We start from the raw sequence: 24,154 nt of genomic DNA on the forward strand, positions 1-24,154 counted from the left end.
CCCGGAGGCCCGCCATGACCCTGCCCACCCAAACCATCGCCCTCATCGGCACCGGCATGCTCGGTCGCGAGATTGCCCGTGGCCTGCTCGCGTCCGGCCACCCGCCCGCGCGGCTGATCCTCGCCAACACCACCGGCACCCCGCCTGAGGGTCTGCCTTGCCGCACCACCACGCCCGACGTGGCCGCGGCAGAGGCCGACGCGCTCCTCCTCTGCGTCCCGCCCGCCGCCGCGCCCGCGCTCGGCATCACCACCGACAAACCCGTGCTCTCCACCATGGCCGGTATCACCCTCGCCCGGCTCACCGAGCTCACCGGCAGCGCGCGCACCATCCGCGCCATGTCCTCCCCCGCCGCCGGCCTGCGCCTCGCCTTCTCCCCCTGGGCCGCTGCCCCGGGCGCCACGCCCGCCGACAAGTCTCTCGCCAACGCCCTCTTCTCCGCCATCGGAACCACCGCCGAACTCCCCGACGAAGCCCAACTCGATGTCTTCACCGCCATCACCGGCCCGGTCCCCGGCTTCGTCGCCTTCTTCGCCGAGGCGGTCCAGCGCTATGCCGAGGCCGATGGCATCGCCCCGGAAACCGCGCTCGCCGCCACACGCAAGCTCTTCCTCGCTGCCGGCACCATGCTCGCCACCGGCCCCAGCCCGGCCGAGCACGTGCAGGAGATGGTCGACTACGCCGGCACCACCGCCGCCGGCCTAACCACCATGCGCGCTTCCCCCCTCGCCGACCTGATCGCCGAGGGCCTCGCCGCCGCAACCGCCCGCGCCCGCACCATCGGCTGAACCCGGGGCAGGGGGCTTCCCCCACCGGCCTCCCCGGTGCTAGATGGCCGCGACCTGACGAAAGACCACCCATGACCAGCCCCAGCTACGCCCGCCCCCCCGGCGGCCTGCCGCCACAGACCGATAAGCTCGCCTCCGCCGCCACCTTCACCCCGGCCTACGCGGTGATCCCGGCCAGCGTGCAGCGCGATATCGTCACCTCCTTCCTTCCGCATTGGCACAACGCCCGCTTCTGGGTGCTCGCCCGCCCGCTCTCGGGCTTTGCTGAAACCTTCTCGCATTACATCGCCGAGCTCGCCCCCGGCGGCGGCACCACGCACGAGGAGGGCGAAGAGGGCGTGCAATCGGCGCTCTTTCTGACCCACGGCGCGGCGCGGCTCGACATCGGCGGCGAAACCCACCTGCTGACCCCGGGCAGCTTCTGCTACATCCCGCCTTCCGCGCGCTGGTCACTCACCGCCGAAGGCGAGGGCGATTGCGTCTTCCACTGGCACCGCAAGCGCTACCAACCGGTCGATGGGCTCGACGCGCCCGCCTTCCTGCACCGCAACGAGCAGGAGATCACGCCCACCCCCATGCCATCGGCCCCCGAATGGGCGACCACACGCTTCGTGGACCCGGCCGATCTGTCGTTTGATTTCCACATCACCATCGTCACCCTGCAACCCGGCGCCAGCATCCCCTTCCTTGAAACCCATGTCATGGAACACGGCCTCTACGTGCTGGAAGGCAAGGGCGCCTACCGGCTCAACGCCGATTGGGTCGAGGTTGGGCCGGGCGATTATATGTGGCTGCGCGCCTTCTGCCCGCAAGCCTGCTACGCCGGTGGCCCCGGCCCCTTCCGCTACCTGCTCTACAAAGACGTCAACCGCCACGCCGCCCTGCCGCCGGTGCCGCACCTGTAGGGTGGGCAATCTGCCCACCACCCCGGCCCCGCCTCAAAACACCAGGCTCCGGTGCACCGCCGCTCCGGTAAACGCCCCTTGCCCCACCGCCAGCGCGATCGAATGCGGCTGCTTCGCCGCGTCTCCGCAAGAAAACACCCCCGCCACGCTGGTTGCGCCCATCGCATCCACCGCCAAAACGCCCCCCATCGGCGTTTCTTCCACCGCGCAGCCCATCGCCTCGGGCAGGGGCGACGCGGGCCACACCCGGCTCACCGCGAACAACCCGGCAAACCGCAGCGCCCGCCCGTCGGCCAAATGCGCCACCGGCCCGGCCTCCAGCCGCACCAGCTCGGCGTCCTCAACCCGCACCCCGCGTGCCGCCAGCGCCACCACCTGCTCCGGCGTGGGCACCGCCCCGGCGGGCAAAAACGTCACCTCGCCCCACTCGGTAATCAACTCCGCCACATGGGCACTCAACTCCGAGCTGCCGATCACGCCAATGTCGCCGCGCTCCAGCTCGTAGCCGTGGCAATAGGGGCAATGAAACACCTCCCGCCCCCAAAGCGGCTCCAGCCCCTCGATCTCCGGCAGGTCATCCCGCACCCCCACGGCAAACACCAGCCGCCGCCCCTTCAGCACCCGGCCCCCTGCCAGCTCCACCCGAAAGCCGTCCATCTCGCCAGAGGCTGCAACCGCCTCGCCCTCAACCCACTCCAGCGTGCCATAGCGCTCCAATTGCGCGCGCGAAATCTCCAGCAGGCTGCCCGGCGGCGTGCCATCACGGGTGAAGAAGCCCTGCGCATGAGCCGCGCGCCGGTTGCGCGGACGGCCTGCGTCCACCACCGCCACCGAGCGCCGCGCCCGCAGGAGTTGGAGCGCAGCAGATTGCCCGGCGGGGCCACCGCCGATCACGATCACATCGAATGTCATTGTTTTACCCTTTCAAAGCTCCGCCGGACTGTCCGGCAGCCTTATGCGCCGAAAACCGCGCGCCAAACTCTTCGGCCAGATCCGCCAGCGTCACCGCCGCAAACCGCTTGAGCAGCAAGGCTTCGGCGGCGGCAAAGGCATCGTCCATCACCGCATTCACCGATTGCTCCACAAGGCAGCCGGGCGCCTCGCTCTTGTTGCCGATGGCAAACACCGTCGGCTCCCCGAGCGCCTCATGCAGCGCCCGCAACGTCACGCTCTCCAGCGGCACCGCCACCTCCCAGCCCCCCGCCGCGCCCCGTGTTGCGCGCACTAGCCCGGCCTCGCGCAACAGCCCCATGGTGCGGCGCACCACAACCGGGTTGGTGCTCATGCACTTGGCCAGCACCTCCGAGCTCATCGGCCCGTCATGCTCGGCCATATGCAGCAGCGCATGAAGCACCGAAGAGAGCCTGCTGTCGCGTTTCACTAGCGCCTCCGATTAAACGTAACTTTTAATATTACGATTCGCCCCCACCCGCAAGTAGGGTGGGCAATCTGCCCACCACGCCGCCCACAACCGGCCCCCCTTGCCATCTGCCCATCCCCGCGCCACCTTCCGCCCCAACCGCCGCTCTCACCGGAAGCACCCCCATGCCCACCATCGCCATCAACGGCTTCGGCCGCATCGGCCGCACCGTCCTCCGCCAGCTCCTCGCCGGGCGGACCGGCCTCACCCTCGCCCTGATCAACGACATCGAGCCGCTCGACACCTGCGCCTACCTCTTCGCCTACGACTCTGTCTTCGGCCCCTGGCCCGGCACTGTCACCACCGCCCCCGAGGCCCTCGTCGTCGATGGCAAGCCCATCCGCTTCACCGCCACGCCAGACCTCTCTACGCTCGACCTTTCGGGCGTCGACGTGGTGCTCGAATGCACCGGGCTGGCAGGCAAGCGCTCGGTGGCCGAGCGGGGCTTGGCGGCAGGGGCGCGCACTGTGCTGGTCTCCGGTCCTTCCGATGAGGCCGACATCACGGTTGTCATGGGCGCAAACGACGCGGCGCTCACCAATCAGCGCATCGTCTCCAACGCCTCCTGCACCACCAACGCCCTCGCGCCGCTGCTTCGGGTGTTGGATGAGGCCTTTGGCATCGAGGCCGGCCAAATGACGACCGTTCATTGCTACACCGGCGCGCAGCCCACCGTGGATGCGCCGCGCAAGGCCCCCGAACGCTCCCGCGCGGCGGCCCTCTCGATGGTGCCCACCACCACCTCTGCCGCCCGGCTGATCGACCGTGTGCTGCCCTCCCTCGCAGGCCGCATCGAGGCCCGGGCGCTCCGTGTGCCCACCGCCTCCGTCTCGGCCATCGACCTCACTGTCACCACCCGGCAGCCCACCAGCACTGAGGCGGTCAATGCCGCCCTCGCCGCTGCCACCGGGCCGATCATCGGCACCACCGATCAGCCCCTCGTCTCCTCCGATCTGCGCGCCCGCCCCGAAAGCCTCATCCTCGCCCCGCGCGAAACCTCCGTGGCAAGCGGGCTCACCCGCGTTTTTGGCTGGTATGACAACGAATGGGGCTTTTCCGCGCGGATGCTCGACATGGCCGAGCGTATGGGCACCCGCTGACGCGCCAACTGGCCGCGCCCGCCTCCGTGCGCCAGTTTCAAGGCCCCGTCACACCGCGTTAACGGCGTGCGGTGCTCGTATTCTCGTAGGTATGGGTTGTGCATAGGATGTGCATGGGTTGTGCATCATTACTAATCATAGTTAACGCCAAACATCCCGGCGTTACGTGCGCTGCCGCACGGCCCCCGCTCCCCCCTAAACGCCCCCGCAACTGCGCATTTCAGCTCCGGCTAAATATGTGGAGGCCGTCTAAGGCTATGAAAATAAACAAATAAATGAGGCGATAGCCTCAGCCGAGCGCCTTCCCCGCCCCCCCTTAACCTCTCCATGCCATACTCCAGCACAGCAACGAGGGCTTCATTCCCCCCACCGGCCTGCTAGGGTCGCTTCAGCCAGACCAACACAAGGATCAGCCCAATGGCGGGATATCTCACCACCCACGTGCTCGACACCGCCCGCGGCCTGCCAGCAGAGGGGCTGGTGGTCATGCTGTTCCGGATCGAGGGCGGCGAACGTCGCGGTATCGTTCAAATGGTCACCAATGAGGATGGTCGCACCGATACACCCATTCTCCCGAAAGAGGATTTTGAAACAGGAACTTACGAGCTCCTGTTCCACGCGGGCCACTACCTTCAGGCCACCATGCAGGGCGAAGATGACACGCTGTTCCTCAACGAGGTGCCGATCCGTTTCACCATGACGGAAGACACGCATTACCACGTCCCCTTGCTGCTCTCGCCCTACAGTTATTCCACCTATCGCGGCAGCTAGGCTCTTGACCCTCCAGTGACTGGAACCCCTATGTAAGGTGCCGGACAGTCCCGTCCCCGGAGCCTTATCCATGCGCGACGATACCACAGCAACAGCTCGCTTCAGCATCTCAGGCATGGGCTGCGGCGCCTGCACCGCCCGCGTCGAAGCGGCCTTGCAGGAGGCGCCCGGGGTGCAGTCTTTCACCGTCACCCGTGCGCCGGATGAGGCCATAACCCTCTATGATCCCTCGCAAACATCTCCATCCGCGCTCGCCGAGGTGGTGGCCGCGGCTGGCTACCCGGCCACCGTCCAAACGCCCCAAGTCGAAGAGCCAGCCCCAGCCGAAGAGCAGGGCGATGGGGCCCGCTCCCAAGCCGATGAGCGCAGCGAGGAGGCTCTCCAAACAACCCAACTCAACATCGCAAACATGCACTGCGCCTCCTGCGTCTCCCGAGTCGAGCAGGCCCTTTCCGCAGTCCCCGGCGTCAGCTCGGCCAGCGTAAACCTCGCCACCCGCCGCGCCACCGTCGCGCACAGCCTGCCCGCCGAGACCCCGCTGCTGGAGGCCGCCGCTGCCGCAGGCTACCCGGCAATTCTCCAATCCCGCCAAGAGCTTGCAACCTCGCCCGACGCAACGGATGAAACCCGGTCAATGGTCCGCCGCACCTTGATCGCAGCCTTGCTGACCGCGCCGGTTTTCTTCATCGAGATGGGCGGCCACCTCTACGCGCCTCTGCACCACTTTATCGCCGCCACGATCGGCGTAACCCCTTGGCGCATCGTCCAATTCCTGCTCACCACCGCCGTGCTCGCAGGCCCTGGTCGCCTGTTCTTCAGCTCCGGCATCCCCGCGCTCCTACGTGGCGCGCCCGAAATGAACGCCCTCGTCACCCTCGGGGCAGGGGCCGCATGGGTCTATTCCACCCTCGCCACCTTCGCGCCCGGCCTGCTGCCCGAGGGGGCGAACCACGTCTACTTCGAGGCCGCCGCCGTCATCGTCACCCTCATTCTGCTGGGCCGCACGCTCGAAGCCGGCGCCCGTGGCCAAGCCGGGGCCGCGCTGCGTGGGCTGATGGCGCTCACGCCCGAAACCGCCCCGGTCGAAACCCCGCAAGGCCTTAAAAACACGCCGCTTTCCGAAATTGCCCCAGGCTCCATCCTGCACCTCGCGCCCGGCGCGCGGGTGGCGGTGGACGGCGTGGTCACAGAGGGCAGCGGCTGGCTCGACGAGGCCATGATCACCGGCGAGGCCCAGCCCGTCGCCAAGGCCCCCGGCGACAGCCTCACCGGCGGCACCCTCAACGGCACCACCGCCCTCAGCTACCGTGCCTCCGCCGTGGGCGCCGATACCGTGCTCGCCCGCATCGCCGCACATGTGGAGCAGGCACAAGCCACCAAGCTGCCGGTGCAGCGCACGATCGACAGGGTCACCGCCATCTTCGTCCCCGCCGTTCTGGTCATCGCCGCCCTCACCGCCTTGCTCTGGCTGGCCACCACCGGAGACATCTCCCGCGCCCTTGTGGCGGCGGTCTGCGTGCTCATCATCGCCTGCCCCTGCGCCATGGGTCTGGCCACGCCGGTCTCTATCCTCGTCGCCACGGGGCGCGCCGCCGAGCTGGGTGTGATCTTCCGCAACGGCGCCGCGCTAGAGCAGCTCGGTGCCGTTGAAACACTGGCGTTTGACAAGACAGGCACCCTCACCGAGGGGCACCCTGCGCTGACCTCGCTGACCACCTCCGGCATGGATCGCGCCGAAGCGCTCCGCCTCGCCGCCTCCGCCGAAGCCCGCTCCGAGCACCCCTTGGCCAAGGCCCTGCTCGCCGCAGCCGAGGCCGATGGGCTCGCCCTCTCCCCCGCCACAGCGGCCACCGCAAAGCCCGGCTACGGTCTCACCGCTGCGGTCGAGGGCAAGGCGCTGGTGTTGGGCGGCACGCGGGCCATGGAGGCCGAGGGCTTCACCCTCCCACCCGCGTTGACCGAGGCGCTGGAAGCCGCCGAGGCTAGGGCCGAAACCGCCTTCTTCCTTGCTGCCGAAGGCGAGGTCACCGCGCTCTTCACCGTCGCAGATCCGATCAAAGCAGATGCCCCCGAGGCACTGAAAACGTTGAAATCCAAAGGCATTTCCCTCACGCTCCTCTCCGGCGATTCCCCCCGCGTGGCAAAGGCCGTCGCCGCGCGCTTGGGCATCGACGCGCCTGAAGGCGGCTTGCTGCCTGAAGGCAAACTCACCCGCATCGAGGCTTTCAAGGCGCAGGGGCCGGTGGGCTTCGTCGGTGACGGCATCAACGACGCTCCCGCACTTGCGGCTGCCGATGTCGGCCTCGCTATCGGCACTGGCACTGAAGTGGCCGTTGAGGCCGCCGATGTGGTGCTGCTTTCAGGCCGCCTTGAAGGGCTCACCGCAGCGCATGAAATCTCCCGCCGCACCACGGCCAACATCCGCCAAAACCTCGTTTGGGCCTTTGGCTACAACGTGCTGCTCATCCCCGTCGCGGCAGGCGTCCTTGTGCCCTTCGGCGGCCCGCAGCTTTCGCCCATGATCGGGGCGGGGGCCATGGCGCTCTCGTCTCTCGCCGTCGTCGCCAACGCTCTCAGGCTCAGGAGGGCCGCCGCATGAATATTTCAGAAGCCGCAATCCGCGCGGGCCTGCCCCCCAAAACAATCCGCTACTACGAAGATATCGGCCTCGTCGCGCCCGACCGTGGGGCCAACGGCTACCGCTCCTTCTCCGAAAGCCACATCCACAAGCTGCACTTTCTCGCGCGCGCCCGGGGCCTCGGGTTTTCCATCGAAGATTGCCGCACGCTCCTTGCGCTTTATGAAGATGCAGGCCGCGCCTCGGCAGATGTGAAATCGGTCGCGCAGGAGCATCTCGGCCAGATCGAGGCCAAGATTGCCGAGCTAACCGCCATGCGCGACACGCTCACCGAGCTTGTGCAGGCCTGCGCGGGCGATCATCGCCCGGATTGCCCTATTCTCAAGGGTTTGGAGGAGTAAGGCGCGGCAGCCGTTGCTGGTGCTCAGCCTAGGCCGCCCGCAACCCCTTCAGTAGGGCAGCCCAACGTAGTTCTCTGCCATCACCTTCTGTGCTGCTTCATTGGAGCGCAAAAACTCCAGTTCGGCCCGCTGAATCTTCAGGTCAAACTCGGTTTGCTCTGGGAAGCGGTGCAGCAGCGTTGTCATCCACCAGCTGAAACGCTCGGCCTTCCAGACACGGGCAAGCGCCTTCTCTGAGTAGCTGTCGAGCCCCTCGGTATCCTTCTGTTCATAAAATTGGACTAGACCATGATAAAGGTAATGAATGTCCGAGGCGGCGGTGTTCAGCCCCTTCGCGCCAGTGGGTGGCACGATATGGGCGGCATCCCCGCACAGGAACAGGCGGCCCCAGCGCATTGGCTCGCAGACAAAGCTGCGCAGGGGCGCGATGGATTTTTCGATAGAGGGGCCGGTGATGAGGTTGGCCGCATGTTTGGCCGGGATACGCTGCTTTAGCTCCTCCCAGAACCGCTCGTCAGACCAATCCTCGGGTTTGTCGGTCAACGGGCACTGAACGTAGTAGCGCGAGAGGTTTTCGTTGCGCATGGAGCAAAGGGCAAAGCCCCGCTCGGAGTTGGCATAGATCAGCTCCTCATGCACCGGCGGCGTTTCTGACAGGATGCCAAGCCAGCCGAAAGGGTAGGTCTTTTCATATTCCCGCCGCACGTCCTCGGGGATCTGCTGGCGCGAAACACCGTGGAAGCCGTCACATCCGGCGACGTAGTCGCAGTCGAGCCGCACCACCTTGCCGTCCTTCATGAAGGTCACATAGGGCGCGTCGGTCTTCAGGTCATGCGGCATCACCGCAGAAACCTCGGTAAGCACCCGCCCTTCGTCCTGCTGGCAGGCGTCGTAAAGGTCGCGCGTCACTTCGGTTTGGCCATAAACGATCACAGAGGTGCCGGTATGTTCCTTGAAGTTGATTTCAAACTCTTCGTCCCCGTAAGAAATCAACGTGCCGTCATGGACATAGCTCTCATTGTCCATCCGCTCGCCCACGCCCGCTTCGCGCATCAGCCCGACAAATCCGGTTTCGAGAATACCGGCACGGATGCGGCCCAGCACGTAGTCGCGCGAGCGCCGCTCAAGCACCACGCTGTCGATGCCCTTCTTGTGCAGAAGCTGCGAAAGCAAAAGGCCCGAGGGGCCGCCGCCGATGATGGCAACCTGAGTGCGCATGATGTCTCCTCCCACATGTGGTGTCACACAATGCCGCGGATCGGGCGTGGGCCGAATGGACGGCTCGCGCGAAGACTTGTATATTTCGAACATGGAGCCCGCGTCTGAGATCACAAATTACAACCTCTTCGGTGAGACCGACGAAATGGCCGATGTGGTGCATTGCGAAACCATCGCGGCCCGCTCTGCCCTGCATGACTGGGAGCTTTCTCCCCATCGCCACGCGCGTCTGCATCAGGTGTTGCTGCTGGCCTCCGGTGGCGGCGTGGCGCTGGTGGAGGGGCAGGAACAAGCGCTTGGCGCGCAGGTCATGGTAAACATGCCTGCGGGCGTGGTGCATGGCTTCCGCTTCGATCCCGGCACCGAGGGCTGGGTGCTGACGCTCCCGGCAGATCTGGTCGATCACATCCTGCGCCCGGCGGAAGGGCTCTGGGCCGAGCTTCGCCAGCCAAGGGTAGAGCCCGGCGCGGGGGTGCTGGCCGCGCCGATGCGCGCGATATTTGGCGAATACGAAGGCCGCAGCTTTGCCCGCGCGCAGATGCTGCGCATGCTCACTGGGCAGGTTCTGGCGCTGGTGGCCCGTCATCTCGCGCAGCGGGCCGGTACGGGAGAGGGGGCCGCGCATCCGCTCTTTCGCAGGCTGGAGGCGCTTATCGAGGCGCAATATGCCGAGCGCCCCTCAGTGACGCAGGTGGCAAAGGCGCTGGCCGTCAGCCCCCAGCACTTGAGCCGAATAACCCGCGACGCCACGGGCCAACCGGTCAGCGCGCTGCTCGCGGCCCGCAGTCACCGCGAGGCCCGGCGGCTGCTGACCTACACCAATCTACCTGTCCAGCAGGTCGCCTTCCGGCTTGGCTATGCCGACCCGGCGCATTTTTCGAGGGTGTTCTCCCGCGAAGCCGGTGTGAGCCCGCGCGGCTTTCGTGCCGCGCTTGCCTAGGGTTCGCCCCGCTTCGTCGCGCGCATCAATGCTTCAGCGCCAACCCGGGTGAGAGCACATCAATCCCCAGAGCCCGGCCCACCGCGTAGTTCGTCAGCCGTCCCGCGTGGGTGTTGAGCCCTGCCAAAAGGTGCTCATCTGCTTCGCAGGCCGCGCGCCAACCCTTGTTGGCCAGCTCGATAACGAAGGGCAAGGTGGCATTGCCGAGCGCAATTGTAGAAGTGCGCGGCACCGCCCCGGGCATGTTGGCCACGCAGTAATGCACCACACCGTCAACCTCGTAGATCGGCGCGCCATGGGTGGTGGCCTTCGAGGTTTCAAAGCAGCCGCCTTGGTCGATCGCCACATCCACCAGCACAGCACCTGGCTTCATGCCCGCAAGCTCCGCCCGGCTCACCAGCTTGGGGGCCGCCGCACCGGGGATCAGCACCGCCCCCACCACCATATCGGCCCGTGCCACAAGCTCGGCCGTGGTGGCCGAAGAGGCGTAGCGGGTGGAGAACTCGCCGCGGAAGGCGTCGTCGAGATAGCGCAGGCGGGGCAGGGAGCGGTCCAGCACCGTCACCTGCGCGCCCATCCCGGCAGCCACGCGGGCGGCCTGCGTGCCCACCACGCCACCGCCGATCACCACCACTTCTGCAGGGCCCACACCGGGCACCCCGCCCATCAGCACACCGCGCCCGCCATTGGCTTTCTGCAACGCCCATGCGCCCACCTGAGGCGCCAGCTTCCCGGCCACCTCGCTCATCGGGGCAAGCAGGGGCAGGGCGCCCGCGCGGTCGGTGACGGTTTCATAGGCGATGGCAGTCACGCCGCTGTCGAGCAGATCCTTGGTTTGCTCCGGGTCCGGCGCGAGGTGAAGATAGGTGAACAAGATCTGCCCTTCACGCAGCATTGCTCGCTCTGCGGCCTGCGGCTCCTTCACCTTCACCACCATCCCGGCCTCGGCAAAAACTTCTTCGGCGGTCGTCGCAATCCGCGCGCCCGCGGCCTCATAGTCTGCATCGCTAAAGCCCGCGCCTGCCCCGGCACCACGCTCCAGCAGCACCTTATGGCCATGCGCCACAGCCTCCTGTGCTGCGGCGGGCGTCAGACCAACGCGAAATTCCTGAGCCTTCACTTCCTTCGGGCAGCCGATGAGCATTGCGGTTCCTCCTTCTGATTGTAGCACCAGAGTGCCACGCCCCCGGTGCAACAGCTTTGACTTTTCGCGCCCGTCCAGCCAGCTTGACGTGGAAATACTAGCGCCGATGCGGACAAGGGCGGGAGATACGTGCGTGGAAACGGAAATTGACGAGACCGACCGTCGAATCCTCTCGGCCCTTCAACGGCGCGGGCGGATGACATCGGCAGAGCTTGCGGAAGCGGTCAACCTCTCACCTTCGGCCTGCCATCGCCGGGTGCAGCGGCTGGAGAAGGCAAAGGTGATCCGCGATTACGTAGCGCTGCTGGATGCCCGTAAGCTGGGGCTGGCCACCACCGTTTTTGTCGAAATCAAACTCGCAGGCCAGACAGATGACATCCTCGACGCCTTCGAAAAGGGCGTGGCCCGGGTGCCTGCGGTGCTGGAATGTCACCTGCTCGGCGGTGCGGCAGACTATTTGCTGAAGGTTGTGGCTGAGGACACCGAAGATTTCGCCCGGATCCACCGCCAGTATCTTGCCCGCCTGCCCGGCGTTCAGGGTATGCAATCGAGCTTTGCCCTGCGCACGGTGTTCAAGACAACGGCCCTGCCCACCTGACCGTACCCCTAGATTACCCTTTCAAATGCGAGCTCTGCGCCCCGCTCATTCCGCGCAGTCGCCCCATTGTGGCCACGCTTCCGTGTCACCTGAGGAAACAATAGGGGTACTTTCGAGGGATCGGGATGCGTAGGCAGATCCGCAAACTTCAAATTGGGGCATGGCTATTGGTGCTGATCGGGCTGGCGAGCTTTGGCCTCGCCGGTGTCGGTCTGTTGAAGCAACTGCATGAAGCTGAACAGCGCAAGGTTGCTCTGGCCTCCGATGCGCCCACCCCTGTCGCGATTGAGGAGTTCAACCGCGAAACCGATGTTCACCCGCTCCACGAAGTCCGGGTGATCGGCCAGCTTGATGTCGAACTGCAATACGACCTCATCGCCACAACCCCGGATGGCGACCGGCTCGGCGTGATGATTCCGCTCTATCCTGCCGGTGCAGAAAATACCGCAGGCCCCGCGCCAGCCGTGCTGCTCTATGACCAGGGGCCGGGCGGCGAAACCATTGGCGATGCCGAGATCAACACCCTTGTCGCGCAGATCGACGGCGAGGGCGGGGTAGGGCCGATGATCACCCTTGGCGGCACGCTGGGCCATGGCAACATCTTCGGGCCGCTGATTGCTGACAGCTTCGCCGAGGCGGGTCGTCCGCTGGCAGAGAACGTAGTTATTATCTTCCCCTTCCGCACTGACCGCGCCGCTGCGCTGGCCAGCGGGCCGCAGTTTGAGCAGCTTATTCAGGTCGTGTTCATTGCTGCTGGTTTCACCCTCGTGGGGATGATCTTGCTTGCGTTCGCGCGCAACCGCTTGCGCCGTCTGGCGGCGGGCGATCCGGCAGATGCAACGGATGCGGCGGATGCCGCGCCGGAGCAGGATGCAGATGATTTGTTCAGCGATTACGCGCCAGAGGTGAACCCCGCTAACGGCGCGGTGATCATCCCGAGCTACGCGCCCGAAATGGCCGATGGGTCAAACGGGCTAGCCGTGATGCGTGAAGTTCTGGCCATCGGGCGCAGTAGCGAAGAAACCGGCACCTACACAGCGCGCCGGGACGGGATCGACGATTTTGCCGCGCTTGACAGCGGCGGGTTGAAGCGAGCCCTGCCGGGCCGGGGCATCCCCGAACAGCTGGCCGGGCCGAAGCCGGTGAAAAAGGAAAGCCCGCTTGCCGCAAAGCAGGATCCGACACAGGCCGCCGATATCATGGCTGCGGTGCAGGCCGAGATCACCGCGCCCACTCTCGCCCGAGCAAAAGGGGAAGCCGGCGATATATTTGCGGCAGTGCAGGCGGCTGTCGGTAGCCGGTCGTAGGCACCGGAACTTCCACGACAGGGATCGCGCCTATAGGCGCGGGCCGCGCTTCAGAAGTCGGCGGAGACGCCGGGTAGTTTGAGGTTGGTGATCAGGTCGCGCAGCTCTTGGCGGGCGGCAACGTTGGAGATGTTCAACCGCTCCACGCCCACATCCCCAAGGTCGAGCAGGGTCAGCCCACGTGGGAAAAGCTCGCGGAAGATCACGCGCTCCGAGAAACCTGCCGAAGCGCGGAAGCCGATGCGCTTGGAGAGTTTATCGAGCGCGTCACCCATCTTTTTCTTGTTGTGCATGGCCTGTGGGCCGAGCCGGTTGCGCACCACCAACCAGTCAATCGGCGGCAGCCCGGCCTGCGCCCGGACCTGACGGGCCGACCAGACCATCTCGGAATAGACCGAGGGGCCGAGGATTTTGCCAGAGGCCGGGTCGATCCGGGCCAGCAGGTCGAAATCCACGAAGCTGTCGTTCAGCGGTGTCACCAGCGTGTCGGCCAGAGAATGCGCCACCTGGCTGAGGCGGGTGTGCGAGCCGGGGCAGTCGATCAGGATAAAATCCATGTCGCCTTCCAGCCCGGCCACGGCAGCCGAAAGCCTGCGATCATAGATGTTCTCGCCGTCTTCAAGGCTTGCCTGATCCACCTGAGGCAGTTCGCGCAGCACCGGGCTGGCGAGCTCAAGCCCTTGGCTTTCGGCAAAGACCCGGCGGTTGTCGAGATAGCGCGCAAAGCTGCGCTGGCGCAGATCGAGATCGAGCGCGCCCACTTTCCTGCCCATCCGCGCAAGCGCAGTGGAAATATGCATGGAGGTCGTGGACTTGCCCGACCCGCCCTTTTCATTGCCGACGACGATTATATGCGCCATGGCCCTTGCCCTTCTGGCCGCGCGTCACAGCGGCCTCTGCCCCTTCTTCTTTGGCGCGCACCTTATATCCCGGAGTCTGCCGGGAAAAGCGGCTATCGGGGATTTTCAATAACATTGGCAGCGAGCGTGGTGAGGGGCGGTTGCGCGCCACCCTGCGCAGTTCACGCGATGGTGTTGGCTTTTGCGCTTCAAACGCTGTAATGTTCGCGCCAGAAGGCCGACGACAGATCGGCCCCTATCGGGCGGCCCCCTGCGCGGGGCGACATAACAAGAGGCGGGAACGAGGCACATGGGTTCCGAAACAGCTGCTATGGCGCAGGAGATCGACTTCTCCCTGCTTGCGCTTTTCATGCGCGCTACCCTGACAGTTAAGATCGTGATGATCATGTTGATCATTGCATCCTTCTGGTCGTGGAAGATCATCATCGAAAAGATACTGATGTATCGGTCGCGCCGGTCGGAGGCGGGCAGCTTTGACCGGGCGTTCTGGTCGGGCGAGCCGCTGGACGAGCTCTTCGACCAGATCGGCACAGAGCCAAAGGGCGCGAGCCAAAAGATTTTTGCCTCCGGTATGATAGAATGGCGGCGCTCGCACCGCGAAGACGGGGCGTTGATTGCCGGTGCGCAGGCGCGGATTGACCGCTCGATGGACGTGGCAATTGCCAAAGAGACCGACCGGCTCAATCAGGGCCTGCCGTTCCTGGCCACGGTGGGCTCCACCGCGCCCTTCGTGGGCCTCTTCGGCACGGTCTGGGGCATCAAGAATTCCTTCGAGGAGATCGCGATTTCCAAATCGACCGATCTGGCCGTGGTTGCACCCGGTATCGCCGAGGCGCTTGTGGCCACGGGCCTCGGCCTGCTGGCTGCTATCCCGGCGGTGATTTTCTACAACAAGCTGTCGAGTGACAGCGACAGGATCGCCGGCAATTACGAGAGCTTCGCCGACGAATTCGCCACTATCCTCTCGCGCCAGTTGGACAGCTGAGATGGGTGCGGGTGTCATCAACACCGGCGGCGGCAATCGCAAGCGCAGATCGCGCGGGCGGGGCCGAGCTGCCGCGATGAGCGAAATCAACGTCACGCCCTTCGTGGACGTGATGCTGGTGCTGCTGATCATCTTCATGGTCGCCGCGCCGCTGCTGACCGTGGGCGTGCCGATCCAGTTGCCCGAAACGGCGGCGCAGGCGTTGCCTTCCGAGCAGGAGGAGCCGCTGACCGTGACGCTGACAGCCGAGGGCGAAACGCTGATCCAGACCACCCCGGTTGACGAGGGGGCGCTGATCACGCGCCTGCGGGCGATTGCTGCTGAGCGCGCCGATGACAAAGTCTTCCTGCGGGCCGACGGGGCCATTCCCTACGAGCGCGTCATGCGGATCATGGGGGCCCTCAACGCCGGTGGCTTTGGTAACATCGGCTTGGTGACAGATACCGGCGGACCCACGCTCGACGGGTCGGACGGGTAGGGGGCACCATGCCCGAGAGCCTCGACAAAAGCACGATCATCTCCGGCGCGGGCCACCTTGGCCTGATCGGTTGGGCGCTGGTTGGCGGCATCATCCATTGGGATACGCCGACGGAGACCGTCACCAACGTCAGCATGATCTCTGGCGATGAATATGCCGCGCTTGTGTCGAACTCGACCCAAGAGGCCACGCCCGGGCCTGAGGTGCCTGAGGCCCCCGAAACGCCGGAGCCGCCCGAGGTGGCTGAGCCTGAAACACCAGAGCCGCCCACGCCCGAAACCGAGCCTCAGCCCTCCGAGGCCCCGCCGCCGCGTGCTACCGAAGTAGCGCCTGACGAGGCCCCCGATACCTCCGCACTGGAACCTCTGCCCGAAGCGGAGGTGACAGAAACCGCGCCCCCCGCGCCCGAGGCACCGGTTTCGGACCCCGATGACACCCCCGGGGCAAGCCTCGTGCTCGACAGCTCGAAGCGGCCCAAGGAACGCCCGGCACAGCGGGTTGCGCCAACGCCAGCCGTGGCCCCCGAGCCTGATGCGGCGGTGGATAGCGAGGTGGCTGAGGCCGCTGAGCCGACCCCTGCCGAGGAGGAGCCCGCGCAGGAGGCACAGGAAGACACCGCGCCCGAAGCGGCAAACACCGAGATTGTTACCGAGGCGGAGGAGCCGGCGGGCGGCGAAGTGGTGGCCCTCGCCCCGACCGGCTCGCCCCGCCCCAAGAGCCGCCCTGCACGCCGCACGCCAGAGGCAGAGCCGGCGCGCGCCGAAACCTCGCAGGAGACTTCCGATGCCATTGCCGACGCGGTGGCCGATGCGGTGAGCGAGGGACAAGCCGCCTCCGAACCCTCCACCAGCGCCCCCTCGCGCAGCGGTCCGCCGATGACGGCGGGCGAGAAGGACGCCTTGCGCGTGTCCGTGCAGCAATGCTGGAACGTCGGCAGCCTGTCGACCGATGCGCTTCGCGTTACCGTCACGGTGCTTGTGGCGATGAACGAGAACGGCACGCCCGACAATGGCTCGATCCGCATGACCGACTCCGAAGGCGGTTCCGGAGATGCCGTGCGTCAGGCCTTCGAAGCGGCGCGCCGGGCGATCATTCGTTGCGGCGCGAGGGGCTTTCCGCTTCCGGCGGAGAAATACGGCGAATGGGCCGAGATCGAGATGGTCTTTAACCCCGAAAAGATGAGGATCAAATGAGCTGGCCCCGCGTGCATGCCGTGCTGCTATGCGGGGCGCTGGCCCTTTCATCGCATGCGCTGGCGGCAAAGGAGCCTGCGCCGCGCCTTGCGGAGATGATCCCGGTTGCCGAATGCTGGAACGTCGGCGGCCTCTCTGCCGAGGCAGTTCGCACGTCTGTCACCGTGGCCTTCTCGCTGGACAGGACGGGCAAGCTGGTGGACGGCAGCTTGGAGATGGTCGAGTGGGACGGAGCCGATGTAGCTGCCGCAGAAGAAGCCTATAAGGCGGCCCGGCGCGCGATTTTGATCTGTGGACGGCAAGGATTTGCCCTTCCGGCGGAGCAATATGAAGCGTGGCGGAATATCCGGTTAACCTTTGACCCGCGCAACATGGTCGTGTCGTGATGCCGTGGGACAGTGCAACTGGCGGAAAATTTAGCGCCCCGGAGGCCTGAGGCACGCAGATCGGAATGGCAGGAACCTGCCGATATTGAATAACAGGAGCCCAAGAGGCTTCATGAGCGGTGAAATGCGAGGAATGAGAGCGGCATGAAAAAGTTAACGCACCTTTTGGCGGGGTTCGCCCTTGCCCTCGGTCTTACCCCTGCCATCGCGCAGGACGGACCGCTGCGGATCGAGATTACCGAGGGCGTGATCGAGCCGTTGCCCTTCGCCATTCCGGTATTCATCGCCGAAAACGCGGCGGCGCAGGAGTATGCCGCGCGGCTCAGCCAGGTGGTTGCCGCTGACCTTCAGGGCACCGGACTCTTCCGCCAGATCCCTCAGGATGCCTTCATCTCCGGTGTCTCCAACTTTGACGCACCGGTGCAATTTGCCGACTGGAAAGCAATCAACGCCCAGGCGCTGATCGTTGGCGCGGTTTCGGTGGCAGAAGGCGGGCGGGTGAACGTGAAGTTCCGCCTGTTTGACGTGTTCTCCGAAGCCCCCCTCGGTGACGGCCTCCAACTTGGCGGCACCACCACAAGCTGGCGCCGGATTGCGCATAAGGTGGCCGATCAGGTCTATTCGCGGATCACCGGTGAAGGTGGCTACTTCGACAGTCGGGTGGTTTTTGTCCATGAAGAAGGCCCCAAGAACGCCCGCCAGAAGCGCCTTGCGGTGATGGATTATGACGGTGCCAATGTGCAGTACCTCACCAACAGCGCCTCGATCGTGCTGGCACCGCGCTTCTCGCCCACGGGTGACCGGGTGATCTACACCAGCTACGAGACCGGCTTCCCGAAGATCTACATCATGGATGTGGGCACGGTGCAGCGCCGCATCCTCGACGATCAGCCGGGCACGATGACCTTTGCGCCGCGCTTCGCGCCAGATGGGCAAACGGTTGTTTTCTCGCTTGAGCGTGGCGGCAACACCGACATTTACAAGCTCGCGCCGGGAGGAACTGCGCAACCGCTGACCAACGCCCCCTCGATCGAAACAGCGCCGAGCTTCTCGCCTGATGGCACGCAGATCGTGTTTGAGAGTGACCGCTCCGGGAACCAGCAGCTTTATAAGATGTCTGCTTCGGGTGGTGAGCCGACACGGATCAGCTTTGGCGAGGGTCGCTACGGCACGCCGGTATGGTCGCCCCGCGGCGATCTCATTGCCTTTACCAAGCAGCATCAGGGCCGGTTCCACATTGGCGTGATGCGCACCGATGGCTCGGAAGAGCGGTTGCTGACGGCGAGCTTTCTCGACGAGGGCCCAACGTGGAGCCCCAATGGGCGGGTGATCATGTTCACCCGGTCGGGCAGCGGAGCGGGCGGTGAAAGCGCGCTTTATTCGGTGGATATCTCGGGCCGTAACCTAAAGCGCGTGCCCACCCCGGGCGCCGCGTCTGACCCGGCTTGGTCGCCGCTTCTGCCCTGAGGGCGAGCGCCCCGGCGCGGTAACACAGGTGTTTCCCAACACCCGCGCAGGGTGGTATAGACGTCACAAGGAAAGCGCCCGCAACAGGGCGCACCATGAGAGAGAGGCAGTCGAGATGAACAAGATCCTCGTGAAATCCGGGTTGATCGCCCTGGCGCTGGCCGTGTCGGCCTGTACCGACCCTGGCCGGTTTGGAGCCGGGGGCGCTGGCGCTGGCGGTGACGGCACGGTGGGCGCTGATGCCTACGATCCCAATAACCCCGCATCCAACCCCAGCTCGCCCGAGTATTTCTCGCAGCGCGTCGGCGATCGGGTGCTGTTTGCTGTCGACCAATCGACCCTCTCGCCCGAGGCGCAGCAAACCCTGACGGCGCAAGCGCAATGGCTGAACACCAACAGCTCCTACGCCGCTATCGTTGAGGGCCACGCCGATGAGCAGGGTACTCGCGAATACAACCTTGCGCTGGGCGCACGCCGCGCCAATGCGGTGCAGGAATACCTGATCTCCCAAGGCGTTGCCGGCTCGAGGCTGAAGACTGTCAGCTATGGCAAGGAGCGCCCGCTGGAGGTCTGCTCTACAGAGGTTTGTTACTCCAAGAACCGCCGCTCCGTGACGGTGCTTTCGGCTGGCGCGGGGTTCTGACATGAGGCTCCGGGGGGCTTTCGTCGCTTCGCTTGTCGCATTCGGCGGCCTGCCTGCAGTGGCGCAGGATGCGCAAACGCTGGCGGATATCCGGCAGGAACTCGCGACGGTTTATGTTTCGATGCAGGAGCTGAAGCGTGAGCTTTCGACCACGCAGGGCGCTTCAGGTGGCGCTGTGGCTGGTTCGGTGCTGGACCGGGTAAATGCCATTGAGGCCCAGCTTCAGGCGCTCACGTCGCGCACCGAAGAAATGCAAAACCGGATCGACAGGGTGGTGGCCGATGGCACCAACCGGGTCGGAGATCTCGAATTTCGCGTGTGCGAGATCGAGCCGGGCTGCGACTTCGGAGAAATTGGTGACACGCTGCCACTCGGGGGTACGGCCCCGGCGAGTGGCGGCGGGGGCGGCCAGCAGGCTGTGATCACCCCCGACAATGGTAACGGCAACGGCGGCACCACCGCTCCCTCTACCGGCCCCGCGATGGCCGTGGCCGAACAGGCCGATTTCGACCGGGCGAAGGCGGCCCTCGACTCTGGTAGCTTTCAAAGCGCCGTTGACCTCTTTGCGTCCTTTACCCAATCCTACCCGGGTGGGCCGCTGACCAGCGCTGCGCATTTCTGGCGCGGCGAGGCGCTTTATGAGCTGTCGAAAGTGCCCGAGGCCGCGCGCGCCTATCTGGAAAGCTATTCCTCCGATCCGCAGGGCCCAATGGCTGCCGATGCGCTTTACAAGCTGGGCACCTCGCTGGCCGATCTGGGCCAGAACACCGAGGCGTGCACCACGCTGGGCGAGGTTCAGGTGCGCTTCCCCAACAGCGACGTAGCGTTTGACGCTGGCGCCGCCCGCCGCACCATCGGGTGCAGTTGAGCCTCGCCGCAAACGTCTCTGCCGCTTACTCGCGCCTTTGGACGGACGGGCCGCCAACCCGGCTTGGTATTGCCCTTTCGGGGGGAAGTGACAGCACAGCGCTGTTGATCCTGACTCGTGAGGCCTTGCCTGAGACACAGCTTTTCGCGGCGACGGTAGACCACCAGCTGCGGGAAGGGTCCGGCAAGGAGGCCGAGCAGGCCGGGCAGCTTTGCCATTCTCTCGGTGTGCCGCACGAGATCTTGCCTTGGGAAGGCTGGGCCGGGGAGGGAAACCTTCAGGCAGAGGCCCGATCAGCGCGAAGCGCCTTGCTTGCGGATTGGGCAGAGCGCAACGGGCTGGCGCATGTTGCCCTGGGCCACACACGCGACGATCAGGCAGAAACTGTGCTGATGCGCCTTGCCCGCGGCTCCGGCGTGGATGGGCTCGCTGCGATGGCACCGTTGCGCACCTCGGCTGGCATAAGTTGGCTGCGCCCGATGCTGGAGGTTTCGCGCGAGGATTTGCGTGCGGAACTGACGGCGCGCGGGGTGGCATGGGCAGATGATCCCTCCAACGATGACTTGCGGTTCGACAGGGTGAAGGCGCGGGCGATGACCAAGGATCTATCACGCCTCGGGCTGACGCCGGAGCGCCTTGTGCGCACCGCGTCCCAGATGGCAATGGCGCGAGACGCCTTGAACCACGGCGCCGCGGCCTATCTCGGACGCGCCAGCGTCGAGCAGGGCGACCTGCTGATGCCGAGCCCCGCCAGCCTTTCGCCCCCCCGTGAAACCGTGTTGCGGGCCTTCGCCCACGCCCTCTGCTGGGTGTCGTCCACCGTTTATCGCCCCCGGTTCGAGTCGCTCACGGCTATGCTGGATGGGCTTGAGCAGGGCAAGGCCGGCACGCTGCATGGTTGCCGGATTTCTAGCGAAGGCACCACTTGGCGGATCACACGCGAATATGCCGCAGTGGCCGATGTGGCCACGCCACCCGCCGCACGATGGGACAAGCGCTGGCAGTTTCACGGCCCCAAGCCGCCGGATGGTGCCCATGTGGCCGCACTTGGAGCTATCGGCCTTGCAGAATGCGAAAACTGGCGCGACTCCGGCCTGCCAAGGGCGTCGCTGCTGGCCTCACCCGCGCTCTGGCTGGGAGACCGGCTGCTCTCCGCCCCGCTGGCCGGGCGACCCAAAGGCTGGGCCGCGCGGCTATGTCACGGGGCGGAACATCTTGTTTCCACCCTCCGGGCCGATTGAACCCCGGGCAAAAACCCCTATGTTGTGCGATGAACCGCGCCCGCGCGGCATTTTAGCTTTCCGGGAGGTGTCTGCCTGATGGGCAACGCACGAAATATCGCGTTCTGGGTCGTTCTGTTTGTTCTGATCCTGGCGCTCTTCAACCTCTTCTCCGGCGACAACGCCACTATGTCGTCGCGCAACCTCAGTTACTCCGACTTCATCGAAGCGGTCGAGGACGGCTCGGTGACGGAGGTAACCATCGACGGCGAGGAGATGCGCGTCCGCACCACGGATGACACCACCTACACCACGATCATTCCGCCCGAGGTCGATCCGACCGAGGTGCTGATCGACAATAATGTTGAGGTCTCAGCCAAGGCCCAGCAGCAAAACGGGCTGTTGGCCTACATCGGCACGCTGCTGCCCTTCATCATCCTGATCGGCATCTGGATTTTCCTGATGAACCGGATGCAAGGCGGTGGCCGTGGCGGTGCGATGGGCTTCGGCAAGTCGAAGGCCAAGCTGCTGACTGAAAAGCACGGGCGGGTGACGTTTGACGACGTTGCTGGCATCGACGAGGCCAAGGAAGAGCTTGAAGAGATCGTCGAGTTCCTCCGCAACCCGCAGAAGTTCTCGCGCCTTGGCGGCAAGATCCCCAAGGGTGCATTGCTCGTTGGCCCTCCGGGTACAGGTAAAACGCTTCTCGCGCGCGCCATCGCGGGCGAAGCGGGCGTGCCATTCTTTACCATTTCCGGCTCGGACTTCGTTGAGATGTTCGTGGGTGTTGGTGCCTCCCGTGTGCGCGACATGTTCGAACAGGCCAAGAAGAACGCACCCTGCATCGTCTTCATCGACGAGATCGACGCTGTGGGCCGCTCCCGTGGCGTGGGCTATGGCGGTGGCAACGACGAGCGCGAGCAGACCCTCAACCAGCTTCTGGTGGAGATGGACGGCTTTGAGGCCAACGAGGGCATCATCATCGTCGCCGCCACCAACCGCCCTGACGTGCTCGACCCGGCGCTTCTGCGCCCGGGCCGGTTTGACCGGCAGGTGCAGGTGCCCAACCCCGACATCAAGGGCCGCGAGAAGATCCTTGGTGTGCATGCCCGCAAGGTGCCGCTCGGCCCCGATGTGGACCTGCGCATCATCGCACGCGGCACCCCCGGGTTCTCGGGCGCGGACCTCGCCAACCTCGTGAACGAGGCCGCACTCATGGCCGCGCGTGTGGGCCGCCGTTTTGTGACGATGGAAGACTTCGAGAACGCCAAGGACAAGGTGATGATGGGGGCCGAGCGCCGCTCCATGGTCATGACCGAGGACGAGAAAAAGCTGACCGCTTATCATGAGGCGGGCCATGCCGTTGTGGGCCTCAACGTTCCGCAGCACGACCCGATCCACAAGGCCACGATCATTCCGCGCGGCCGGGCCTTGGGCCTGGTGCTGTCGCTGCCCGAGCGTGACCAGCTTTCGGTGAGCTACACCAAGTACAAGTCCAAGATCGCCATGGCGATGGGCGGGCGCGTGGCGGAAGAGCTGATCTTCGGCCCGGAAAATGTGACCTCGGGGGCCTCTTCTGACATTCAGCAGGTCACGCGGATTGCCCGCGCGATGGTGACGCAGTTCGGCTTTGACCCCGAGCTTGGATATGTCGACTATGCCAACGAGCAGCAAAGCCACCTTGGCAGCTATCAGGGCCAGACCAGCCATTCCGGCATCACCCAGAAGCTCATCGACGACAAGGTGCGCGAACTGGTGGATGAGGGCTATGAAACGGCCAAGCGGATCCTGACGGAAAAGTCGCAGGATTTGGAGAACCTGGCTCAAGGCCTGTTGGAATATGAAACTCTGACCGGCAATGAGATCACCCGCGTTATCGCCGGTGAGCCGCTCAACCGGGGCGACGATGACGATACCGGCGCCACGCCCGGTGGTGGTCAGGATGACAAGCCTTCGCTGACGGCGGTTCCAAAGACCAAACCGCGCAAAGGCGGTGGCATGGAGCCTGAGCCATCGGCTTGAGGCGATAGCCCCAGCCGCTCAGAACTGGGCTGATATCGAAATTCAGACGCCGCGCCTCGCGCGGCGTCTTTGTTTTTTGGCCCCCCAGCGCTCGATCGCGGCTGCCCGTGCAGCGCGCTCTTCCCCTTCTGGCAGCTCTTGCTTAGGGTCCGACGCAGAAGCGGAAGGAGCACTTCGATGGCAGGGCTGAAGAAACTCGAAACCGTGGCAACCGTCGCTTGGCTCGGCTGGGTCGAGAGCCGCGAGGCGACGCTGCGTTCGGAGCCGCTCAAGGCGGTGGACGCCACGCTGCAGGGCTTTCCCGGCGAAGACCATGGCGGGGCAACGCGGCCCTCCTGCTCGCGCGTTCTGGCGCTTCATCCCGAGCGGGGGACGACCATTCGCAACACGCGGCAGCTTTCGATTGTCTCGGCAGAAGAACTGGCGGAAATCGCCAGAACTTTGGAGCTAGAACATCTCTCACCCGATCTGATCGGCGCATCGCTGGTTGTTTCCGGTCTGCCCGATTTTTCTCACATCCCGCCCGGCACCCGTCTTCAGGCGCCCTCTGGCGCGACGATCACGGTTGATGTGGAAAACGGCCCGTGCAACTTCCCGTCCAAGGAAATCGAAGACACCCACCCGGGTCATGGGAAGGGCTTCAAGGCCGCTGCCATGGGCAAACGCGGGGTGACGGCGTGGATCGAGCGTGAAGGGCGGATTGCGCTTGGGGATCCGCTTTCCGTCTTCATACCGGATCAGCCCGCATGGGCTGGGCAGTAGGTGCCTGAAACGCGTGGTGCTGTGTGGTGCGCGCGGTAAAATGGCGTGGGTTAGGGGGCTCAGTTTCCAATCTGCCGCCTCGGTTTCCGCGTCTGGGCGT

24 protein-coding genes are annotated in these 24,154 nt (G+C 65.3%); 19 read left to right on the top strand and 5 right to left on the bottom strand.

Annotated elements, in window-relative coordinates; translation table 11 throughout:
• The first annotated feature begins 14 nt into the window (after nucleotides 1–14).
• Nucleotides 15–788, top strand: coding sequence for a pyrroline-5-carboxylate reductase family protein (locus tag ACXAG6_RS07780; RefSeq protein WP_475336736.1), 774 nt, complete (start codon nucleotides 15–17; stop codon nucleotides 786–788).
• A 71-nt stretch (nucleotides 789–859) separates the two neighbouring features.
• Nucleotides 860–1,693: a bifunctional allantoicase/(S)-ureidoglycine aminohydrolase gene (locus ACXAG6_RS07785; protein WP_475336739.1), complete on the top strand. Its 834-nt coding sequence runs from the start codon at nucleotides 860–862 to the stop codon at nucleotides 1,691–1,693.
• Between the two features lie 33 nt (nucleotides 1,694–1,726).
• Here ACXAG6_RS07785 and ACXAG6_RS07790 read toward each other — a convergent pair whose 3' ends face one another.
• Together ACXAG6_RS07790 and ACXAG6_RS07795 are read right to left on the bottom strand one after the other, a co-directional pair.
• Entirely contained in the window at nucleotides 1,727–2,605 is an 879-nt protein-coding gene (locus ACXAG6_RS07790) for an NAD(P)/FAD-dependent oxidoreductase (protein WP_475336741.1), read from the bottom strand.
• 4 nt (nucleotides 2,606–2,609) lie between these two features.
• The gene (locus ACXAG6_RS07795) at nucleotides 2,610–3,074 is read right to left on the bottom strand and encodes an Rrf2 family transcriptional regulator (RefSeq protein WP_475336744.1); all 465 of its coding nucleotides are present in this window, start codon (nucleotides 3,072–3,074) and stop codon (nucleotides 2,610–2,612) included.
• 164 nt (nucleotides 3,075–3,238) lie between these two features.
• Between ACXAG6_RS07795 and ACXAG6_RS07800 the strand changes: the two genes are divergently transcribed.
• The 4 genes from ACXAG6_RS07800 (at nucleotide 3,239) to cueR (ending at nucleotide 7,963) form a co-directional block, all read left to right on the top strand.
• Nucleotides 3,239–4,213, top strand: coding sequence for a type I glyceraldehyde-3-phosphate dehydrogenase (locus tag ACXAG6_RS07800; RefSeq protein WP_475336747.1), 975 nt, complete (start codon nucleotides 3,239–3,241; stop codon nucleotides 4,211–4,213).
• A 417-nt stretch (nucleotides 4,214–4,630) separates the two neighbouring features.
• Complete coding sequence (gene uraH / locus ACXAG6_RS07805; RefSeq protein ID WP_475336749.1) at nucleotides 4,631–4,984, top strand: hydroxyisourate hydrolase; 354 nt, start codon at nucleotides 4,631–4,633, stop codon at nucleotides 4,982–4,984.
• A 70-nt stretch (nucleotides 4,985–5,054) separates the two neighbouring features.
• Nucleotides 5,055–7,583, top strand: a complete 2,529-nt coding sequence (locus ACXAG6_RS07810) for a heavy metal translocating P-type ATPase (protein WP_475336751.1) — start codon at nucleotides 5,055–5,057, stop codon at nucleotides 7,581–7,583.
• Nucleotides 7,580–7,963 (top strand): Cu(I)-responsive transcriptional regulator, encoded by a 384-nt coding sequence (cueR, locus tag ACXAG6_RS07815; protein WP_475336753.1) that lies wholly within the window; start codon nucleotides 7,580–7,582, stop codon nucleotides 7,961–7,963. Before ACXAG6_RS07810 ends, cueR begins: the two co-directional genes overlap by 4 nt.
• 48 nt (nucleotides 7,964–8,011) lie before the next feature.
• Here the strand turns inward: cueR and pobA are convergent, their stop codons facing one another.
• Entirely contained in the window at nucleotides 8,012–9,181 is a 1,170-nt protein-coding gene (gene pobA / locus ACXAG6_RS07820; protein WP_475336755.1) for a 4-hydroxybenzoate 3-monooxygenase, read from the bottom strand.
• A gap of 55 nt (nucleotides 9,182–9,236) precedes the next feature.
• Between pobA and ACXAG6_RS07825 the strand changes: the two genes are divergently transcribed.
• Nucleotides 9,237–10,121 (top strand): helix-turn-helix domain-containing protein, encoded by an 885-nt coding sequence (locus ACXAG6_RS07825; protein ID WP_475336757.1) that lies wholly within the window; start codon nucleotides 9,237–9,239, stop codon nucleotides 10,119–10,121.
• Between the two features lie 25 nt (nucleotides 10,122–10,146).
• Here the strand turns inward: ACXAG6_RS07825 and ald are convergent, their stop codons facing one another.
• Nucleotides 10,147–11,265, bottom strand: coding sequence for an alanine dehydrogenase (gene ald, locus ACXAG6_RS07830; RefSeq protein WP_475336759.1), 1,119 nt, complete (start codon nucleotides 11,263–11,265; stop codon nucleotides 10,147–10,149).
• A gap of 133 nt (nucleotides 11,266–11,398) precedes the next feature.
• On the opposite strand from ald, the gene ACXAG6_RS07835 reads away from it, so the two are divergent.
• Together ACXAG6_RS07835 and ACXAG6_RS07840 are read left to right on the top strand one after the other, a co-directional pair.
• The gene (locus ACXAG6_RS07835) at nucleotides 11,399–11,863 is read left to right on the top strand and encodes an Lrp/AsnC family transcriptional regulator (protein ID WP_475336761.1); all 465 of its coding nucleotides are present in this window, start codon (nucleotides 11,399–11,401) and stop codon (nucleotides 11,861–11,863) included.
• A 125-nt stretch (nucleotides 11,864–11,988) separates the two neighbouring features.
• Entirely contained in the window at nucleotides 11,989–13,170 is a 1,182-nt protein-coding gene (locus ACXAG6_RS07840; protein ID WP_475336762.1) for a hypothetical protein, read from the top strand.
• 50 nt (nucleotides 13,171–13,220) lie between these two features.
• Here the strand turns inward: ACXAG6_RS07840 and ACXAG6_RS07845 are convergent, their stop codons facing one another.
• The gene (locus ACXAG6_RS07845; protein ID WP_475336764.1) at nucleotides 13,221–14,030 is read right to left on the bottom strand and encodes a division plane positioning ATPase MipZ; all 810 of its coding nucleotides are present in this window, start codon (nucleotides 14,028–14,030) and stop codon (nucleotides 13,221–13,223) included.
• A 289-nt stretch (nucleotides 14,031–14,319) separates the two neighbouring features.
• Here ACXAG6_RS07845 and tolQ point away from each other — a divergent pair, with 289 nt between their 5' ends.
• The 10 genes from tolQ to ACXAG6_RS07895 all read left to right on the top strand — a co-directional run bounded on the left by tolQ (nucleotide 14,320) and on the right by ACXAG6_RS07895 (nucleotide 24,054).
• A complete protein-coding gene (gene tolQ / locus ACXAG6_RS07850) occupies nucleotides 14,320–15,015 on the top strand; it encodes a protein TolQ (protein WP_140013383.1) in 696 nt (231 codons plus the stop codon).
• Nucleotide 15,016: 1 nt separating this feature from the next.
• The gene (gene tolR, locus ACXAG6_RS07855) at nucleotides 15,017–15,493 is read left to right on the top strand and encodes a protein TolR (protein WP_475336768.1); all 477 of its coding nucleotides are present in this window, start codon (nucleotides 15,017–15,019) and stop codon (nucleotides 15,491–15,493) included.
• A gap of 8 nt (nucleotides 15,494–15,501) precedes the next feature.
• Nucleotides 15,502–16,686 carry a hypothetical protein gene (locus ACXAG6_RS07860; protein WP_475336770.1) on the top strand — a complete coding sequence of 395 codons (1,185 nt, stop codon included), beginning with the start codon at nucleotides 15,502–15,504 and terminating at the stop codon, nucleotides 16,684–16,686.
• A complete protein-coding gene (locus ACXAG6_RS07865; protein ID WP_475336772.1) occupies nucleotides 16,683–17,072 on the top strand; it encodes a hypothetical protein in 390 nt (129 codons plus the stop codon). Before ACXAG6_RS07860 ends, ACXAG6_RS07865 begins: the two co-directional genes overlap by 4 nt.
• A gap of 144 nt (nucleotides 17,073–17,216) precedes the next feature.
• Entirely contained in the window at nucleotides 17,217–18,539 is a 1,323-nt protein-coding gene (gene tolB, locus ACXAG6_RS07870) for a Tol-Pal system beta propeller repeat protein TolB (protein ID WP_140013387.1), read from the top strand.
• A gap of 115 nt (nucleotides 18,540–18,654) precedes the next feature.
• Nucleotides 18,655–19,182, top strand: coding sequence for a peptidoglycan-associated lipoprotein Pal (gene pal, locus ACXAG6_RS07875; RefSeq protein ID WP_475336775.1), 528 nt, complete (start codon nucleotides 18,655–18,657; stop codon nucleotides 19,180–19,182).
• A 1-nt stretch (nucleotide 19,183) separates the two neighbouring features.
• Nucleotides 19,184–20,050, top strand: a complete 867-nt coding sequence (ybgF, locus tag ACXAG6_RS07880; RefSeq protein WP_475336777.1) for a tol-pal system protein YbgF — start codon at nucleotides 19,184–19,186, stop codon at nucleotides 20,048–20,050.
• Nucleotides 20,047–21,291, top strand: a complete 1,245-nt coding sequence (tilS, locus tag ACXAG6_RS07885; RefSeq protein ID WP_475336779.1) for a tRNA lysidine(34) synthetase TilS — start codon at nucleotides 20,047–20,049, stop codon at nucleotides 21,289–21,291. Before ybgF ends, tilS begins: the two co-directional genes overlap by 4 nt.
• A gap of 78 nt (nucleotides 21,292–21,369) precedes the next feature.
• Nucleotides 21,370–23,292 (top strand): ATP-dependent zinc metalloprotease FtsH, encoded by a 1,923-nt coding sequence (gene ftsH / locus ACXAG6_RS07890; RefSeq protein ID WP_140013391.1) that lies wholly within the window; start codon nucleotides 21,370–21,372, stop codon nucleotides 23,290–23,292.
• A gap of 177 nt (nucleotides 23,293–23,469) precedes the next feature.
• A complete protein-coding gene (locus ACXAG6_RS07895) occupies nucleotides 23,470–24,054 on the top strand; it encodes an MOSC domain-containing protein (protein ID WP_475336781.1) in 585 nt (194 codons plus the stop codon).
• The last annotated feature ends 100 nt before the right edge of the window (nucleotides 24,055–24,154 follow it).

The organism is Vannielia sp. ABF1_015 (assembly GCF_056160745.1).